Source organism: Burkholderia sp. AU16482, assembly GCF_002223285.1.
Taxonomy (GTDB): Bacteria; Pseudomonadota; Gammaproteobacteria; order Burkholderiales; family Burkholderiaceae; genus Burkholderia; species Burkholderia semiarida.
This window is the reverse complement of the sequence record NZ_NKEY01000009.1, coordinates 450,702-468,917: the sequence shown is the minus strand read 5'-3', so window position 1 is coordinate 468,917 and position 18,216 is coordinate 450,702. Positions and strand designations below refer to the sequence as shown.

At 68.3% G+C, this 18,216-nt stretch carries 17 protein-coding genes; 11 read left to right on the top strand and 6 right to left on the bottom strand.

The window, feature by feature from the left end; all coding sequences use genetic code 11:
• Positions 1 to 80 precede the first annotated feature (80 nt).
• The 4 genes from CFB35_RS32660 to CFB35_RS32645 all read right to left on the bottom strand — a co-directional run bounded on the left by CFB35_RS32660 (position 81) and on the right by CFB35_RS32645 (position 4,019).
• Positions 81 to 572, bottom strand: a complete 492-nt coding sequence (locus CFB35_RS32660; RefSeq protein WP_006749694.1) for an Lrp/AsnC family transcriptional regulator — start codon at positions 570 to 572, stop codon at positions 81 to 83.
• An 84-nt stretch (positions 573 to 656) separates the two neighbouring features.
• Positions 657 to 2,057, bottom strand: a complete 1,401-nt coding sequence (locus tag CFB35_RS32655) for an aspartate aminotransferase family protein (RefSeq protein ID WP_059577906.1) — start codon at positions 2,055 to 2,057, stop codon at positions 657 to 659.
• 163 nt (positions 2,058 to 2,220) lie between these two features.
• Positions 2,221 to 3,147 carry a glyoxylate/hydroxypyruvate reductase A gene (locus tag CFB35_RS32650; protein WP_059577909.1) on the bottom strand — a complete coding sequence of 309 codons (927 nt, stop codon included), beginning with the start codon at positions 3,145 to 3,147 and terminating at the stop codon, positions 2,221 to 2,223.
• Positions 3,148 to 3,158: 11 nt separating this feature from the next.
• Entirely contained in the window at positions 3,159 to 4,019 is an 861-nt protein-coding gene (locus CFB35_RS32645) for a GNAT family N-acetyltransferase (protein ID WP_059577911.1), read from the bottom strand.
• A 203-nt stretch (positions 4,020 to 4,222) separates the two neighbouring features.
• Between CFB35_RS32645 and CFB35_RS35190 the strand changes: the two genes are divergently transcribed.
• From CFB35_RS35190 to CFB35_RS32630, 3 genes are all read left to right on the top strand, one after another.
• Positions 4,223 to 4,420, top strand: a complete 198-nt coding sequence (locus tag CFB35_RS35190) for a hypothetical protein (RefSeq protein ID WP_059577913.1) — start codon at positions 4,223 to 4,225, stop codon at positions 4,418 to 4,420.
• A 65-nt stretch (positions 4,421 to 4,485) separates the two neighbouring features.
• Complete coding sequence (locus CFB35_RS32635) at positions 4,486 to 5,154, top strand: haloacid dehalogenase type II (RefSeq protein ID WP_059577915.1); 669 nt, start codon at positions 4,486 to 4,488, stop codon at positions 5,152 to 5,154.
• A 187-nt stretch (positions 5,155 to 5,341) separates the two neighbouring features.
• Positions 5,342 to 6,880, top strand: a complete 1,539-nt coding sequence (locus tag CFB35_RS32630; RefSeq protein WP_089466189.1) for a methyl-accepting chemotaxis protein — start codon at positions 5,342 to 5,344, stop codon at positions 6,878 to 6,880.
• Positions 6,881 to 6,986: 106 nt separating this feature from the next.
• On the opposite strand, the gene CFB35_RS32625 is transcribed toward CFB35_RS32630, so the two are convergent.
• Complete coding sequence (locus CFB35_RS32625; RefSeq protein WP_059577921.1) at positions 6,987 to 7,349, bottom strand: DUF1493 family protein; 363 nt, start codon at positions 7,347 to 7,349, stop codon at positions 6,987 to 6,989.
• Positions 7,350 to 7,352: 3 nt separating this feature from the next.
• On the bottom strand, positions 7,353 to 7,784 hold the full coding sequence (locus tag CFB35_RS32620; protein WP_059577923.1) for an STM2901 family protein: 432 nt from the start codon (positions 7,782 to 7,784) through the stop codon (positions 7,353 to 7,355).
• Positions 7,785 to 8,602: 818 nt separating this feature from the next.
• Here CFB35_RS32620 and CFB35_RS32610 point away from each other — a divergent pair.
• The 8 genes from CFB35_RS32610 (at position 8,603) to CFB35_RS32575 (ending at position 18,184) form a co-directional block, all read left to right on the top strand.
• On the top strand, positions 8,603 to 10,183 hold the full coding sequence (locus tag CFB35_RS32610; RefSeq protein ID WP_059577926.1) for an ABC transporter substrate-binding protein: 1,581 nt from the start codon (positions 8,603 to 8,605) through the stop codon (positions 10,181 to 10,183).
• A gap of 79 nt (positions 10,184 to 10,262) precedes the next feature.
• Complete coding sequence (locus tag CFB35_RS32605; protein WP_059577929.1) at positions 10,263 to 11,216, top strand: ABC transporter permease; 954 nt, start codon at positions 10,263 to 10,265, stop codon at positions 11,214 to 11,216.
• Between the two features lie 30 nt (positions 11,217 to 11,246).
• Positions 11,247 to 12,203 (top strand): ABC transporter permease, encoded by a 957-nt coding sequence (locus CFB35_RS32600; protein WP_059577932.1) that lies wholly within the window; start codon positions 11,247 to 11,249, stop codon positions 12,201 to 12,203.
• Positions 12,203 to 14,071 carry an ABC transporter ATP-binding protein gene (locus tag CFB35_RS32595; RefSeq protein WP_089466188.1) on the top strand — a complete coding sequence of 623 codons (1,869 nt, stop codon included), beginning with the start codon at positions 12,203 to 12,205 and terminating at the stop codon, positions 14,069 to 14,071. Before CFB35_RS32600 ends, CFB35_RS32595 begins: the two co-directional genes overlap by 1 nt.
• A 139-nt stretch (positions 14,072 to 14,210) precedes the next feature.
• Entirely contained in the window at positions 14,211 to 15,545 is a 1,335-nt protein-coding gene (locus CFB35_RS32590; RefSeq protein ID WP_089466187.1) for an FAD-binding oxidoreductase, read from the top strand.
• Positions 15,546 to 15,569: 24 nt separating this feature from the next.
• Entirely contained in the window at positions 15,570 to 16,001 is a 432-nt protein-coding gene (locus CFB35_RS32585) for a helix-turn-helix domain-containing protein (protein WP_060310348.1), read from the top strand.
• A 120-nt stretch (positions 16,002 to 16,121) separates the two neighbouring features.
• Positions 16,122 to 16,856 (top strand): cupin domain-containing protein, encoded by a 735-nt coding sequence (locus CFB35_RS32580; protein ID WP_060310349.1) that lies wholly within the window; start codon positions 16,122 to 16,124, stop codon positions 16,854 to 16,856.
• A gap of 2 nt (positions 16,857 to 16,858) precedes the next feature.
• Positions 16,859 to 18,184 (top strand): FAD-binding oxidoreductase, encoded by a 1,326-nt coding sequence (locus CFB35_RS32575; protein ID WP_089466186.1) that lies wholly within the window; start codon positions 16,859 to 16,861, stop codon positions 18,182 to 18,184.
• The last annotated feature ends 32 nt before the right edge of the window (positions 18,185 to 18,216 follow it).

Sequence of the window (18,216 nt, the reverse complement as noted above, 5' to 3'; positions counted from 1 at the left end):
TGACGAAGGCGGCACGGCGGGGCGCGATGACCCCTGCGCGAACAGCGGGCTGTCGCGTTCCGGGGTGACGCGGCCGTGCGTCAGTGACGTTCGCCGAACAGCGATTCGAGCGGGTAGTGCCGTTTGACGAACGGCGATTTGATGATCACGTAACTGAAATACTTCTCGATGCCGATGTTCTGCTCGAGCAGGCCTTCGACGATCGTCTGGTAATGGCTCACGCTGCGCGTGATGAACTTCAGCAGGTAGTCGTAGCCGCCGCTCGCGAGGTGGCATTCGACGATCTCGTCGACGTTGCGGATCGCCGCGACGAACCGGTCGAAATCCTCGCGGCGGTGGTCGGCCAGCGTGACCTCGGTAAACACGACCTGCACGTCGCCGAGTTTCTCGAGCTGGATGTGCGCGCCGTAGCCGCCGATGTAGCCGGCCTTCTCGAGCCGCTTCACGCGGATCAGGCATGGACTGGGCGACAGCCCGACCGCATCGGCCAGTTCGACGTTGGTCATGCGGCCGCGCTTCTGCAACTGGGAGAGGATGCGCAGGTCGATGCGATCCAGCTTGCTGTCCGTCATGTTCACGTGAGTCGGAAAAATGGAATGTCCGGTTACTTTAGAGTCGAACGATGGCCACCACAAGCCCGGCTTTCCCTTGGCCCGTCAGGCCGGCTGCGCATGCGCGGCGTCGAGCGCGCGCTGCACGCCGGCGTCGGCCAGCACGTCGTCGAGCGTCTTGCGCACGCGTTCGAACAGCAGGTCGAATTCGCCCGCGGTGAAGCTCAGCGCCGGCGCGAAGCCGAGCACGCCGTCGCCGAACGCGCGAAACACCACGCCGTTCGCGTACGCGGCGGCCGCGATCTTGTCCGGCACGTTCAGCGCCGGGTCGAAGCGCGTCTTGCGCGCCTTGTCGGTCACCAGTTCGAGCGCGCCGAGCAGGCCGATCGAGCGTGCGTCGCCGACGAGCGGATGCGCGCGCAGCGCATCGAGCCCGGCCGCGAAGCGCGGCGCCATCGCCTGGCCGTTCGCGAGCAGCCCGCTTTCGTGATAGAGCTTCAGCACCTCGAGGCCGATGGCCGCGCTCACCGGATGCGCGGAATACGTGTGGCCGTGCCCGACCACCGGCGAATCGGCGCGATTGCCCGCGATCCCTTCGTAGATTTCGTCGGTCATCAGCACCGCGCCCATCGGCGCATAGCCGGCGGTCAGTCCCTTCGCGACGGTCATCAGGTCCGGATCGACCTGTTCGGCCTCGCATGCGAACAGCGGGCCCGTGCGGCCGAAGCCGGTGATCACCTCGTCGGCGACGAACAGGATGCCGAGGCGCCGGCACGCGTCGCGCATCGCCTTCAGCCAGCCGACTGGCGGCACGATCACGCCGCCCGAGCCTTGCACCGGCTCGCAGAAGAACGCGGCGACGTTGTCCGCGCCGAGTTCGGCGACCTTCGCCTCGAGCGCGGCGACCGACGCGGCGATCAGCGCCTGCGGATCGTCGCCGAGCGGATGGCGGTACGGGTAGGGCGACGGAATATGGTGCTGGTCCGCGCGCGGCAGGTCGAAATGGCGGTGGAACGCCGGCAGCGCGGTGAGCCCGGCGCCGATCGACGACGAGCCGTGATAGCCGCGTTCCAGCGCGATCATCTGCTTCTTCGACGGGCGGCCGGTCGCGTTGAAATAGTGCGTGATGAAACGGATCGCGGAATCGACCGCGTCCGAGCCGCCGAGCGTGAAGTACACACGGTTCAGCGACGGCGGCGCCAGCGCGGCGAGCCGCTCGGCGAGTTCGATCGCCGGCTGCGAGCCGAAATGGAAATAGCCGGTCGCGTAGGGCAGCTTCGCCAACTGGTCGGCGGCGGCTTTCACGATGCTGTCGCGGCCGTAGCCGACGTTCACGCACCACAGGCCCGAGAACGCGTCGAGCAGCGTGTGGCCCGCGGCGTCGCGCAGGAACACGCCGTCCGCGGATTCCAGCACGGTGACGCCGCGCACCTCGTGCGCACGGTAATTGACGACGGGGTGGATCAGGTGTTGACGATCGGCTTCGATCAGCGCGGCTTGGTTCATGGAAGGGCAGGACTCTCGTCAGGTGTCAGCGGTGAGTTCATGCTAACGGGCGAGAAATCCGCATGCGTCTTCAATTTGCGGCCCGAAACGTACGCGCGAGGCGTTTGCACGGGGCGCTTCGGCATTTTCTGCTGCGCGCCCGGCGGGCCGGGCGCGCGTCGGGTCAATAGCCGCGCGTGCGATCGACGACGCCGATCATCGGCTGGCCCGCGCGATGGCGGGCGAGGTTCGCGAGCACCGCGTCGACCGCGGTGTCGGGCCGCGTCGCGCTGGCGATGTGCGGCGTGATGCGAATGCGCGGGTGCGTCCAGAACGGATGGCCGGCCGGCAGCGGTTCGGGATCCGTCACGTCGAGGATCGCGCTGTCGAGGCGGCCGCTCGCGAGCGCCGCGAGCAGCGCCGCCGAATCCAGTTGCGGGCCGCGCCCGACTTGCACGAGCGACGCGCCGGCCGGCAGCGCATCGAACACGCGCGCGCCGAGCAGGCCGCGCGTGCTGTCGGTCAGCGGCAGCAGGCAGATCAGGATGTCGGTGCGGGCGAGGAACGCGTCGAGCGCCGCGTCGCCCGCGTAGCAGTCGACGCCGTCGAGCGTGCGCGGGGTGCGGCTCCAGCCGGCGCACGGGAAACCGAAGCGCCGCAGCGTGTCGAGCACGGCCTGGCCGAGCGTGCCGAGCCCGAGCACGCCGACGCGCCGCGACGCGGCCGCGCGCACGGGATGCTCGCGCCACACCTGGTCGCGCTGCTGCGCCGCATAGTCGAACAGGTCGCGATGGATCGTCAGCACGGCCTGCGTCACGTATTCGACCATCCCTTCGACGATGCCCGGCTCGATCATCCGCACGACGGGGATGTGCGAAGGCACGCGCGACAGGTCGAACTGGTCGATGCCGGCGCCGACCGAGAACACGACTTCGAGGTTCGGCAGCAACGCGACGGGATCGTCCGGCGGCTGCCATGCGGCGAGATAGCGGACGGCTTCGGCGTCGCCGAGGTCCGGCCAGATCCGGAACGGCAGATCGGGCGCCTGTTGCGCGAAGCGCGCCGCCCACTGCGCGCCGCGCACCGGGTCGGCCTTGTAGAGAAAGCTCATCGTGCGTCCTGTCAACCGAGCGCCTGGTTCACGATCGCGTACGTGCGCAGCGCCGGGTCACGCGCGGGCGTTGCGCCGCGCGCCATCGCGACGACGGTGTCGACGCGCGGCAGCCCGAGCCCCTGCAGCCAGTCGGACAGCCCGCTGTCGCCCGGCACGTCGAGCCGCACGAACATGCCCTCGTTCAGCGCGAGCCAGTGGCTGATCAGCGCTTGCGCGCGCAGTGCATCGGGTGCGACCACCGGGCCGATCACGTGGCCGCGGCCGAACCGGCGGAACAGCGCGAAGCCGAGCAGCTCGCCGTCGCGGTCGAGCGCGATCCCGTTCGCGGCGTCGAGCAGCGCATCGATCACCGCGCCGCGTTCGTAGCCGGCGGCGCGCGACGCGAGCGCGGCGAGGCGCGGCCCGTCGTTGGTGCCGAGCGGGCGCAGGCGCTCGCCGGGCGGCAGCGAGATCAGCGGAGGCTGGAACGCGGCGCCCTGGTGCTGATCGATCGTATCGATCACGTCGAATCCGAATTTCGCGTACAGCGGCTCGCCCGCCGGCGTCGCATGCAGAAAGATGGTTCGCGTGCCGAGGCTGTCGACCACGCGGGTCATCAACTCGCGCCCGATGCCGCGGCCCTGGCGCTCGGGGGACACGATGACCATGCCGAGCGACGCGTGCGATTCGCCGAAGCGCCAGCCGAGCGCGGTGCCGACGACGCCGGTTTCGTCTTCGGCGACGAAGCCGCCGCCGAGCTGGAACACGAAGCGCCAGTCATCGAGCCGGTGCGGCCACTTGACGGCCTCCGACAGACGATGGGCGGCGGGCAGGTCCGTTTCGGCGAACGGGCGATAGGTAAGCGTGCGGGAAGGATTGAGGTCGGACACGCCGGACTCCGGATGGGTGGAAATGACTCGTTCACTCTGCCAGCGCGGTGGCGGCGCGGATAGGACGATTCGCCTGTTTTCCCGCGCCGACGGGCGCTGGCGCACGATCGACGCAAACCCGCGCGATCGGCGCGCACGAACGCGCGGATCGTGCCGGCGCGGCCGGTCGATCCGACCATTCGTGCTGTGGGAATGCCGCTACGATGAATACACGGCGGCAGTGCCGCCTGCCGAAGGGCCTCACCGGCAGGCGAGCCGGACGCGGTGGCGCGGCGCCCATCGGCCGGCTGCGCGGCGCCCGCCGGATCGCACCGCAGATCGTGCTGCATGTGCCGCGCAACACGCGGCGATTCTGCGTTTTGAGCGGCGCCGAACGACGCGCGAACGACTTTTTGCCCTGATTCAATTTCGTACAACCCAGCCCGCCCCCGGCCCTGCCGGGGCTTCACACCGACAGGACGTCACCATGATCCAGTTTGAACCGAAGTACATCACCTTCGACTGCTACGGCACGCTGACCCATTTCCGGATGGCCGAGACGGCGCGCGAAATCTATGCGGACCGGCTGACGCCGGCCGCGATGGAGGCATTCGTGCGCGCGTTCGCCGCCTATCGGCTCGACGAGGTGCTCGGCGCGTGGAAGCCGTACCGCGACGTCGTCGTCAACGCGGTCCGCCGCACCTGCGCGCGGATCGGCGTGAAGTTCGACGAAGCCGAGGCCGAGCGCTTCTATCTGGCGGTGCCGACGTGGGGCCCGCACCCGGACGTGCCGGCCGGGCTGTCGCGGCTGGCGTCGAAGTACAAGCTCGTGATCCTGTCGAACGCGATGGACGAGCAGATCATGAGCAACGTCGACAAGCTCGGCGCACCGTTCCATGCCGTGTTCACCGCGCAGCAGGCGCAATCGTACAAGCCGCGGATGCAGGGCTTCGAATACATGTTCGACAAGCTCGGCTGCAAGCCGGAGGACGTGCTGCACGTGTCGTCGAGCCTGCGCTACGACCTGATGACGGCCGAGGATCTCGGGATCAAGCACAAGGCGTTCGTGAACCGCGGCCACGAGCCGGGCACGCCGTTCTACAACTATTACGAAGTGTCGGACATCGGCCATCTCGCGACGCAGCTCGGGCTGTAAGCCGCCGGCGCCGGCAGATCCATCGAACGCGCGACGGGACGCGGCCGCGATGCCGCCGAGGCCCGTCGCGTCTCGTCGCGCGTTCGTTCAGCGCACGAAGCGAGGGTAATTACCGATATTGAATCGTTCAAGGCCGGCCCGCCCGGGCCGATATATGTACCGAACGGTTAATATTGCGAGGCCCCGCATGAAGTTGTCCACGAAACTGCTGATGCTCGTCGTCGCGGCGCTGCTCGGCGTCGTTCTGCTCGCCGCGTTGTCGCTGCATACGCTGCGCGACGCGCTGATCGACAGCCGCCGCGAAGAGGTCGTCATTCTGCTGACCAAGGCCGAGCATCTGGTCGATTCGTATCGCGCGATGCAGACGAACGGCACGCTCACGCAGGAGCAGGCGCAGCAGCAGGCCAAGGCCGCATTGTCGGCGCTCAACGCGAATTCGAAGAGCTACTTCTGGGTCACGACGTCCGACGGCGTCAACCTCGTGCACCCGAACGCGAAATTCATCGGCACGCGCGCGAAAGGCAACCGCACGACCAGCGGCCTGACCGACAGCGAGGCGTACCGCGCGGGCATGGCGCAGGCGCATTTCGCGCTCGTCGACGTGCTGGTCAAGCGCAGCCCCGATGCGGACCTGGAGCCGAAACTCCAGGGCGTGGTCGCGATTCCGGACTGGAACTGGTGGATCGGCACGGGATTTTTCTACGACGACATCAATGCGGCGTTTACCCGGCTCGCGATGGTGCTGGGCGCCGTCGCGCTCGTCATCGCCGCGGCGCTCGCGGCCATCGCATGGGGCGTGCTGCGCAGCGTCAGACGTACGCTCGGCGGCGAGCCCGCGCATGCGACGCAGATCGCCGCCCGCATCGCCGCCGGCGAGCTGGACGTGCAGTTCGATACGGCGCACGCCGCGCCCGGCAGCCTGCTCGTCGCGCTCGGCGACATGAAGGCGCGGCTGACCGAGACCATCGCCGAAATCCAGACCACGACCCACTCGATCGCCATCGGCACCGGCGAGATCGCGCAAGGCAACCTGGATCTGTCGCAGCGCACGGAGCAGCAGGCCGCGTCGCTGCAGGAAACGGCCGCGAGCATGGAGCAGATCACGTCCACGGTCAAACAGAATGCCGACAACGCACGCCAGGCGAATGCGCTCGTGGCCCAGGCGAAGGATGCGACCGAACTCGGCGGCGCCGCCGTGCAGGCGGTCGTCGAAACGATGCGGCAGATTTCGGACGGATCGGTACGGATCGCCGACATTACCGTCGTCATCGAAAGCATCGCATTCCAGACCAACATTCTCGCGCTCAACGCCGCGGTGGAAGCCGCGCGGGCCGGCGAGGAGGGGCGCGGGTTCGCCGTCGTCGCATCGGAAGTCCGCTCGCTCGCGCAACGCAGCGCCGCGGCCGCGAAGGACATCAAGGGATTGATCGACGCGTCGGTCGAGCGGGCCGGCAGCGGCAGCCGGCTCGTCGAGACGGCCGGTGAGCGCATGACGGAGATCGTCCGCTCGATCGACCGGGTGGCCGACATCATGGGCGAGATTTCGGCGGCATCGGCCGAGCAAAGCACCGGCATCGAACAGATCGGGCTGGCGGTCGCGCAAATGGACGAAGTCACGCAGCAGAACGCCGCGCTCGTCGAGCAGGCGGCGGCCGCCGCCTCGTCGCTGGACGAGCAGGCCGCGCGCCTGCGGGCCGCCGTATCGGTATTCCGGCTGGCGGCCTGACGATCGTGTGCCGGCCGCCTGAGGACGGTACATTGTTCGCCACGTCGGCGTGAGCCCGCGCGGCGCGTTAGCGCGCCGGTGACGGCCGCGACGCCGCAAAATGCGATCACTTCGCTGCAGCAGCCTCGATCGCGTCCGTGTCCCACTTCCCGCGTCGCGTTGCCTCGACCAGCATGCCCAGGGTCAACGGGTGACGCTTCGGCGGCCGGAGCCGCTTTACGAACAGCCCGATGAGGGACGACAGCAGTTCCTGACCTTCGGGGCCGAAATAGCGCCGGTACGGGAATCCATCGGCGTCGACGTTGAATGTTTTGGCCCAGTTGTCGATAAACTCGACGCCGTCAAGGCCAGTCACGCCGAGATCCTCCTCGAGCCGCGTTTCCGGCTGGAGATTCAGCTTGCCGAACAGCGGCCGGCCAAGCTCCTTGCGAGCAAAGGCTTCAAAACGTTCCCAGGTATCGTCGTTCATGGCTCAGAGTACCCTGTCTTCGGGCTTCACAAGTCGGTTGTAGGTCGTCACGGTGTTGCGCATGATCAGGTAGGCATCGCGTGCCAGGAACACCTCGCCTACGATGGGAATCGTTCTGCCGACCCAAGCACCGAGGCGGTGGGTGAACGAGATCCGTATACCCGACAACCCGACACCCGTGATCATCGGCAAGCGAAACGGCAGCGTCTGGGGAAACAGCTTGCGGGCGGCAAGCGAGGTGACGGAAGTGCCCGGCGTAGCTCCGGCCACCTTGCCAGGGACAGGGACATCACCCTGACCGAGCAGCATTGCCGACGCGGCGGCCAGATCGTCGAGGCCGAGCTGCTTGCGCGTCTCGTCGAACGCTACCAGGGCGAAGACGTCGACAGGACGCAGATTGTGCCAAGTACCGTACGTGTATCGATTTTCGCTCATTCTTTTTTCTCCTGAACCAGCAAGGGCGCTGCTCTCTCAGCGCGTACTCCTAGGGAGGCGCTACTGTACCGCAATGCCTGGAACAGCCTGGCCGGCGCTACCTCTCGGCCCGGCTGTACACGATCAGTTTCAGTTCGCTCCGCACGGCCTCGCGGCCATTCCGGCCGACCGTGTAGCTCAGAACCCAGCCAACGGCTCACGGAATCCCGTATTTCTTGCACCGATCCCCTTGGATTTATCTTGCGCTCCATCAGCCCGGTTTCCGGGCGCTCCGGCCGTCTCCCGGTCACTTTCCGGTCTTCATGCCACGCCGTTCCGATCGCGCGGCATTCTTCTGAACTTTCCTGCGCGACGCACCGTCGCGACCGCCACCGCCGACGCCCGTGCATGCGGCGATCTGCCGCAACGTGCCGCGCATTTCGACCGCGCTCGGCGCGCACACGCCCGTTCGACACAAACGCGTGGTTTGGGTGAGCCAAACGCGCGCCGGATGCCGAATGGGCAATTTTGTCGGCGCAATCTGCGGTGGCTACGGCCTTACGATTTCCTGCATCGACACGGGTTCGGCAACCGCCGCGACACGCCGCCGGGCCAACGGCGACACGTGCGCGCACGCAGCAATTCATGCTGCGCGGGTGGCCCAAAACGGTCGATTCGTATCGTGCGGGCGGCCCGAATCGCGACAAACCGCATTTTGGCGATGCTTAAATGAATTGCATGTGTACGACGTCGCGCCCGCCACCAGCAAGCGGACGTAGCGGGATTGAACAACCACGCTGGACCCTTGGACCCACTTCCCACAGTCAGGAGCAGTTCGGATGAGCGACGATATCGACAATGACGGCAAGGGCGGCTTCACGCGCCGCGACATGATGAAGGTCATGGCGGCGAGCGGCATGATGGCCGTCGGCGGCGGGCTGCTGGTGGATGCGCAGCCGGCGTTCGCCGCGCCCGCGCCGAAGCGCGGCGGCAAGATCCGGGTCGCGAACGAATCCGGCTCGACGGCCGATACGCTCGACCCGGCCAAGGGCTCGACGGGCGCGGACTACACCCGCTTCTTCATGTTCTACAGCGGCCTCACGCAGCTCGACCAGAGCCTGACGCCGCAAATGAATCTCGCCGAATCGCTGCAGACGACCGACGCGAAGACCTGGATCATCAAGCTGCGCAAGGGCGTCACGTTCCACGACGGCAAGCCGGTCGGCCCGGCCGACGTGGTGTTTTCGCTGATGCGCCACAAGAATCCGGCCACCGCGTCGAAGGTCAAGACGCTTGCCGAACAGTTCGCGGATGCGAAGGCGACCGGCCCCGACGAAGTCACGTTGACGCTCGCGAGCGCGAACGCCGATCTGCCGGTGATCCTCGCGACGCCGCAGCTCGTGATCGTCAAGGACGGCACGACCGATTTCTCGACCGGTATCGGCTGCGGCCCGTACAAGCTGAAGTCGTTCAAGCCGGGCGTGTCGACCGTCGGCGTGCGCAACGATAGCTACTTCAAGCCGGGCAAGCCGTATCTCGACGAGATCGAGATGATCGGCATCAGCGACAGCGCCGCGCGCCTGAACGCGCTGCTGTCGGGCGACGTGCATCTGATCAACGCGATCGATCCGCGCTCGACGCAGCGGGTCGCGTCGACGCCGGGCTACGCGCTGAAGGAAACCAAGTCGGGCCTCTACACCGACCTGATCATGCGCAGCGACAACCCGATCGTCGCGAACCCCGATTTCGTCGAAGGGATGAAGTACCTGTTCGATCGCGAGCAGATCCGCTCGGCGGTGTTTCGCGGCTACTCGGTGATCGGCAACGACCAGCCGATTCCGCCGGGGCACCGCTACTTCAACGCGTCGCTGCCACAGCGGCCGCACGATCCGGACAAGGCGAAATTCCTGCTCCGGAAGGCGGGCGCGCTCGGCGCGACGCTGCCGCCGATCTATGCGACGTCCGACGCGAACGGGTCGATCGAAATGGCCGTGCTGCTGCAGCAGGTCGGCCAGAAGATCGGGCTGAACCTGCAGGTCAACCGCGCGTCGCCCGACGGCTACTGGTCGAACCACTGGATGAAGCACCCGCTCACGTTCGGCAACATCAATCCGCGCTCGAGCGCCGACGTGCTGTTCACGCAATTCTTCAAGTCGGATGCGCCGTGGAACGAGTCGGGCTGGAAGAACGCGAAGTTCGACCAGCTGCTGCTCGCCGCGCGCTCGGAAACCGACGACGCGAAGCGCAAGCAGATGTACGGCGACATGCAGGTGATCGTGTCGCAGCAGGGCCGGGTCGGCATTCCGGCGTTCATCAGCTTCCTCGACGGCTACGACAAGCGGCTCGCGGGCCTCGGCTCGATCCCTACCGGGCCGATGATGGGCTTCACGTTCGCCGAGAACGTGTGGTGGAACGCATGACGTTGTGGCTGGCCGCCGTCGCGCGGCCGGTGCGGGCCACCGCGCCGGCCACGCGCGGTTTTTTCGGGAGTGCTGCACCATGAACCGAATCCTCATCGGGCTGATCGGCCGGCGCATCGCGGTCACCGCGCTGACGCTGCTGATCGTGTCCGCGATCATCTTCACGATCACGAACCTGCTGCCGGGCGACGCCGCGCAGGCCGCGCTCGGCCAGTCGGCGACGCCGGAGACGGTCGCCGCGCTGCGCCAGCAGTTCGGTCTCGACATGCCGGCGCACGTACGTTACGCGCACTGGCTCGCGGGGCTCGCGCACGGCGACTTCGGCCGGTCGCTGTCCGGCGACATGCCGGTGTCGGAGCTGATCGGCGGGCGCCTGCCGAAGTCGCTCACGCTGGCGGCGATCACGACCGCCGTGTCGGTGCCGATCGCGCTGCTGCTCGGCATCCTCGCGGCCGTCAAGCGCGAATCGGTGGTCGACCGCGTGATCAGCCTCGGCACGCTGTCGCTCGTCGCGACGCCGGAATTCCTGATCGCGACGGTCGCCGTGCTCGTGTTCGCGGTGAAGCTGCACTGGCTGTCCGCGCTGTCGTACAGCGGCCCGATCGAAAGCCTGCACGATTTCCTGCGTGCGTATGCGATGCCGGTGCTCACGCTGTGCGCGGTCGTGATCGCGCAGATGGCCCGGATGACGCGCGCCGCGGTGATCGAGCAACTGAGCGCGTCGTATGTCGAGATGGCCGTGTTGAAAGGCGCGAGCCCCGCGCGCGTCGTGCTGCGCCATGCGCTGCCGAACGCGATCGGCCCGATCGCCAATGCGATCGCGCTGAGCCTGTCGTATCTGCTCGGCGGCGTGATCGTCGTCGAGACGATCTTCAACTATCCGGGCCTCGCGAGCCTGATGGTCGACGCCGTCAGCAACCGCGATTTCCCGTTGGTCCAGGCGTGCACGCTGATCTTCTGCGTCGCTTACCTGACGCTCGTGCTGTTCGCCGACCTGTGCTCGATCGTGTCGAACCCGCGACTGCGCACCTGAGTGTTTCGTCTTCCTTCCGAGATGCCGCCCATGCAACCGATCGAACCCGTTCAACGCAGCAGCGCGCTGCCGCCATCCGGCGATCCGCCCCTGGGGCGGGGCGGCCTGCCGCCTGCCGCGCCTGCCCCCGACCAGCCGCGCAAGCGCCACGCCGCGCGCATCGCCCTGACGACCGGCGGCCGCGTCGGCCTGTCGATGGCCGGCCTGATGCTGTTCGTCGCGCTGTTCGCGCCGCTGATTGCGCCGCATGACGTCGGCGCGATCGTCACGCCCGACGTGTTCGCGCCGTTCAGCGCGAAGCTGCCGTTCGGCTCCGACTTCCTCGGCCGCGACATGCTGAGCCGGATCCTGTACGGCACGCGGCTGACCGTGCTGCTCGCGCTGGCCGCGGTGCTGCTCGCCGCGGTGACCGGCACGACGCTCGGGCTGCTCGCGACCGTGTCGGGCCGCGCGGTCGACGAGACGATGAGCCGGCTGCTCGACGCGCTCACGTCGATTCCGTCGAAGATGTTCGCGCTGATGTTCGTCGCCGCGTTCGGCTCGTCGCTGCCGCTGCTGATCCTTACCGCCGCGGTCAGCTACATGCCGGGCTCGTACCGGATCGCGCGCGCGCTCGCCGTCAACATCAGCACGCTCGAATTCGTGCAGGTGGCCGGGGCGCGCGGCGAAAGCGCGCTGTACATCGCGTGCGTGGAGATGCTGCCGAACATGATCCACCCGATGCTGGCGGACACCGGCCTGCGCTTCACGTTCGTCGTGCTGCTGCTGAGCGGCCTGAGCTTTCTCGGGCTCGGCGTGCAGCCGCCGTATGCGGACCTCGGCTCGCTCGTGCGCGAGAACATCGCGAGCCTCGGCGACGGCTCGGCCGTCGCGATCATGCCCGCGGTCGCGATCGCGATCCTGACGGTGGGCGTCAACCTGTTGATCGACGGCCTGCCGCATCGCGGCCGCCGCAAGGGCGCGGCCGGTGCCGCCGGAGGACACTGATGCGACACGAATCGAACCCGCTCGTCGAGGTGCGCGGGCTGCGCGTGGTCGGCGGCCGGCCGGGTGGCGAGGAAACGACGATCGTCCACGGCGTCGACTTCGACATCGGGCGCGGCGAGGTGCTCGCGCTGATCGGCGAATCGGGCTCCGGCAAGACGACGATCGCGCTGTCGCTGATGGGCCACGCGCGCGCCGGATGCCGGATCGCCGGCGGCTCGGTCAAGCTCGACGGCACCGACGTGTGCACGCTTTCCGGACCGGCGCTGACCGCGCTGCGCGGCCGCAAGGTCGCGTATATCGCGCAGAGCGCGGCCGCCGCGTTCAACCCGTCGCGCACGATTCTCGATCAGGTGATCGAGAGCGCGCTGATCCACGGGACGATGACGAAGCGCGACGCGCAGGCGAAGGCGATCGAGCTGTTTCGCGCGCTCGCGCTGCCGGAGCCGGAGACGATCGGCAAGCGCTATCCGCACCAGGTATCGGGCGGGCAGTTGCAGCGGCTGATGGCCGCGATGGCGCTGATCACGGATCCGGAGCTGGTGATCCTCGACGAGCCGACCACCGCGCTCGACGTGACCACGCAGATCGACGTGCTGCAGGCGTTCAAGAACGTGATCCGGCGCTACGGGATGAGTGCGGTGTACGTGTCGCACGACCTGGCCGTGGTCGCGCAAATGGCCGACCGGATCGTCGTGCTGAGCGATGGCGTGATCCGCGAGGCGGGCGCGACCGAACAGATCCTGCATGCGCCGGCGCACCCGTACACGCAGAGCCTGATCGCGGCGGTCACGCCGAACGATGCCGGACGCGACGCGCAGGCGCAAGCGCCGGCCGAGCCGGCGCCGCTGCTCGACGTGCGCGGCGCGATCGCCGGCTACGGCGGCCGCGCCGCGAACGGCTGGCCCGCGAAGGTGATCCTGCATGAAGTCGACCTGCGCATCGGGCGCGGGCAGACGGTCGGCGTGATCGGCGAATCGGGTTCCGGCAAGACGACGCTCGCGAAGGTGATCGCGGGCCTCGTGCCGGCGACCGGCGGCGAGATCCTGCTCGACGGCGAGCCGCTCGCCCGCGATATCGGCAAACGGACGAAGGAGCAGCACCGCCGCGTGCAGATCGTGTTCCAGAACGCCGATACCGCGCTCAACCCGGTGCATACCGTCGAGCGCACGCTCGCGCGGCCGCTCGCGTTCTATCACGGGATCAAGGGCGCGCGTGCACGCCAGCGCGTCGCGGAGCTGCTCGAGCTCGTGCGGCTGCCGCCGGCGGTCGCCTCGCGGCGTACCGGCGAACTGTCGGGCGGGCAGAAGCAGCGCGTGAACCTCGCGCGCGCGCTCGCGGCCGAGCCCGACCTGATCCTGTGCGACGAGGTCACGTCGGCACTCGACACCGTCGTCGGCGCCGCGATCATCGATTTGTTGCGCGACCTGCAGGCGAAGCTCGGCGTGTCGTACGTGTTCATCACGCACGACATCGCGAAGGTGCGCGCGATCAGCGACGACATCGTCGTGCTGTATGCGGGCCACCGCGTGGAGACGGGCAGCCGCGACGCGCTGTGCGCGCCGCCTTATCACCCGTATTCGCACTTGCTGGTGTCGTCCGCGCCGGAGCTGCGCGCGGGCTGGCTCGACGATGCGGCCGAGCGTTGCCACCGGCCGCTGGTGTCGATCGGCGAGCGCGAGAACGAGGCCGAGCTGTGTCCGTTCCTGTCGCGCTGCGCGATGCGCGTGGACGGCGTGTGCAACCGGACGGCGCCGTCGCTGCGCACGCTCGGCAACGGCGCGCAGGTGCTGTGCCATCGCAGCGAGGAAGATCTCGCGCGCTTCCAGGCAGAGCCGATTCCCGCAGGTGTCACGCCGGTGCAGTTGTAGTGCGTGGCGCGCGAACCGTTCATCGCGCGGTGCGGTGAACGGCCCGCCGCATAGTCTGCCGCGGCGGTCGTGCAAAACGGCAATTTATACGCGTGCCGTGCGCGAATACGCGGCAACTGCGGTTTTTGACGGTGATTAAATGATTCTCATTGAACGGTCGCCGATCGTCGTTGCCGGCATGCACAAGAAGGATCCGATGAAACTGGAATCGTACTGGCTGGATACCCGCCCCGCGTTTCGCGACGCAAGCGTTGGCCCCGTCGAGGGGCGGGCCGACGTCGTCGTGATCGGCGGCGGTTTCACCGGCCTGTCGGCAGCGCTCGCGCTCGCGCAGCGCGGCGTCTCGGTGGTTGTGCTCGAAGCCGCGCAGGTCGCCGGCGAAGCATCCGGCCGCAACGGCGGCCAGTGCAATACGGGCGTCGCGCAGGATTACGCGTCGCTGGCCGCGCGCATCGGCGCCGCGCAGGCGAAGCAGTTTTATCTCGCGTACGAAAGCGCGGTGAAGAGCGTCGAGACGATCGTGACCGACCATGCGATCGACTGCGATTTCCGGCGCGCGGGCAAGCTGAAGCTCGCCGCGAAACCGCAGCACTTTGCTGGGCTCGCGAAGACGTTCGATGCGTTGCGGCGCGACGTCGATCCGGACATCGAACTGATCGAGCCGTCGCGGATCCGCGATGAAATCGCGTCCGACGGTTTCTACGGCGGGCTCCTGCAGCGCAACGGCGCGCAGATGCACATGGGCAAGTTCGGCGTCGGCCTCGCGCAGGCGGCCGTGCGGGCGGGCGCACGCGTGTACGAGCACGCGGCCGTCACGCAGATCGAGCGGCTCGACGGCGAGCGCCACACGATCACGTGCACGCGCGGCACGATCGTCGCCGACCGCGTGCTGGTCGCGACCGGCGCGTCGCAACATGGGCCGTTCGCGTGGTTCCGGCGCCGCATCGCGCCGGTCGGCAGCTTCATCGTCGTGACCGAGCCGCTACCCGACGCGCAGTTGAACCGGCTGTTTCCCCACCGCCGCGCGTACGTGACGTCGCGCCAGATCGGCAACTACTTCCGCGTGACGCCCGACAACCGGCTGCTGTTCGGCGGCCGCGCGCGTTTCGCGATGTCGAGCCCGCGCTCCGATGCGAAGAGCGGCGACGTCCTGCGCGCCGGCATGGCGGGCTATTTCCCCGAACTGGCCGGCGTGCGGCTCGACTACTGCTGGGGCGGCCTCGTCGACATCACCGCCGACCGGCTGCCGCGCGCGGGCCAGCACGACGGGCTCTATTACTCGATGGGCTACAGCGGCCACGGCGTGCAGATGTCGGTGCACATGGGCCGTGTGATGGCCGACGTGCTGTATGGCGCGGCCGCCTCGAACCCGTGGCGCGAGCTCGAATGGCCGGCGATACCCGGCCATTTCGGGCACGCGTGGTTTCTGCCGCTCGTCGGCGCGTATTACCGGATGCAGGATTTCCTGCATTGAAGCGAGCGCCCCGGAGAATCCGATATGACAGTGCAATTCATTGGCTCGCCTCGTGTCGCCCGGCCGGTCTCGCCGGCGATCGACGACGTGCTGCGCACGATCGACGCGTCGTTCGCGCAGCCGCTGAACCTGGACACGCTCGCGGCCGTGGCCGGGTTGAGCGTATCGCGTTTCACCGCGCGCTTTCGCAGCGAAACCGGGCTGTCGCCGCACCGGTATCTGTGTCTCGTGCGGGTACGCCGGGCGCAGGACCTGTTGCGCGCCGGTCTCGCGCCGTCGGTCGTCGCGACCGACGTCGGCTTCTTCGACCAGAGCCATCTGTGCCGGCATTTCCGGCGCGTGCTCGGGATCACGCCGCGCGATTACGTGGTCGCCCGAATGGGCGGCGCGCCGATGCGAACGCCATCGGCGCGCCTGCGCAGCGAACGCCGCGATGCGTCGTGTCACGCGGCGTAAGCCCAGGCATGGACGACATGCCTGGCTGAGGATTTTCCGGCAGAAGAGCCGGCGAACGACGATTTCCGATATCGCGTGACGGCGTTGAACCAGACCGCCACGCATTGCACAGGAGCAGAAATGACCGCAGCTTTCGTGTTGCACCGTGCCGACGGCGCACCTTCTTCCACCGCGTTTCGCCGGCAGGCGTTCGGCGCGAACGATCCGTTCGCGTCGCATCGCGAGATCGCGTGGGAAGGCCCCGACGCGATGGCCGCGGGACGCATCGGCTTCGTTGGCGAGCTGGACGTGTCGAGCTTTCCGCACATCGAAACCCTCGTCGTCGTCCAGGGCGAGCTGACGCTCGAAGCGGCCGGGGCGGCTCCGCTGGTGCTCGGCCCGGGGCAAGGCGCCGTCATCGGCGGCGGCACGGCGCTGCGCATCGCCGCGCAATCGCCGGTGCTGCTGACGTTCTGCGCGGCAGCGTGCGAGACACCGACGAAACGCGGCCTCTTCGAGTTGCGCGCCGACGCGGACTTCAAGCCGTCCGCCACGCTGCCGGCCGAGGTGCTGCTGAGCCCCGCGCCGCAATGCCGCAGCGACAACGTGTTCACCGACGACGGCGCCGAATACTGCGCGGGCACGTGGGATTCGACACCGTATCACCGGATCGTGCGGCCGCATCGCGCCAACGAGTTCATGTTCCTGCTGGACGGCGGCGTACGGTTCGCGGCGCCCGACGGCAGCGTGCTGTCGCTCGGCGCCGGCGATGCGCTGTTCGTGCCGCGCGGCGCGTCGATCGGGTGGGAAAGCAGCGAACGCGTGGCGAAGTTCTACGTGATGCAGAACGTCAAACCCTCCACCGAACGAGACTGAGCATGTCCCCTCCGCTGCGCCATATCGAAACCTTGTCCACGCCGCCGGCCGCGGCCGACGTCGTCGTGATCGGCGGCGGCATCATCGGCGTCTTCACCGCCTACTATCTGGCCCGCCGCGGGCTGTCGGTCGCGCTCGTCGAGAAAGGGCGCATCGGCGCCGAACAATCGAGCCGCAACTGGGGCTGGTGCCGGCAGCAGAACCGCGATGCGCGCGAGTTGCCGATGGCGAGCAAGAGCATCGATCTGTGGGAACGGTTCGCCGCCGAATCCGGAGAAGACACGGGCTTTCATCGCTGCGGGCTGCTGTATCTCAGCAACGACGAGGCCGAGCTGTCCCGCTGGGCCAGTTGGGGCGAATTCGCGAAGACCGCGGGTGTGACCACGTACATGCTCGACAGCAAGCAGGCCGCCGAGCGCGGACGGGCGACCGGGCGGCAGTGGAAGGGCGGCGTGTTCTCGCCGACCGACGGCACGGCCGACCCGGGCAAGGCCGCGCCGGCCGTGGCCGCCGCGCTGATCAAGCTGGGCGGCAGCGTCCATCAGTACTGCGCGGCGCGCGGCATCGAGCTCGAGGGCGGCCGCGTGGCCGGCGTCGTCACCGAGGCCGGCGTCATCAGGACGAGGACGGCCGTGATGGCCGGCGGCGCATGGGCGTCGTCGTTCTGCCGCCAGCTCGGCATCCGGTTTCCGCAGGCGTCGATCCGTCAGTCGATCCTGAGCGTGTCGCCCGTCGAAACGCCGCTGCCGGATGCGATGTACACGTCCGGCGTGTCGGTGACGCGCCGCAGCGACGGACGCTACGCGCTGGCGATCAGCGGTCGCGCGCGCGTGGACCCGACGCCGCAGTTCCTGCGTTTCGCGCCGCAATTCGTGCCGATGTTCGCGAAGCGCTGGCGCAACCTGCTGCCGGGCGGTCTCGAAGGCGTGCGCGGCGGCCATGAAACGTTGAAGCGCTGGCGCCTCGATGCGCCGACGCCGATGGAAGCGGTGCGCATTCTCGACCCGAAGCCCGACATGCCGACGGTCGCCGAAACCTACCGCCGCGCGGCCGAACTGCTGCCGGAACTGCGCGAAGCGACGATCACGCATGCGTGGGCCGGCTTCGTCGACAGCACGCCGGACGGCGTGCCGGGCATCGGCGAAGTGCCGGGCGTGCCGGGGCTGATCCTCGCGGCGGGCTTTTCGGGGCACGGCTTCGGGATCGGGCCGGGCGCCGGGCATCTGATCGCCGATCTCGCATCCGGCGCGCAGCCGTTCGTGGACCCGACGCCGTACCGGCCCGGCCGGTTCAGCGAGTCCGCGTGGGGCAAGGTCGCGGATTTCTAGTACAAGGCCGTCGCGCCGGTCCGGATCGCACG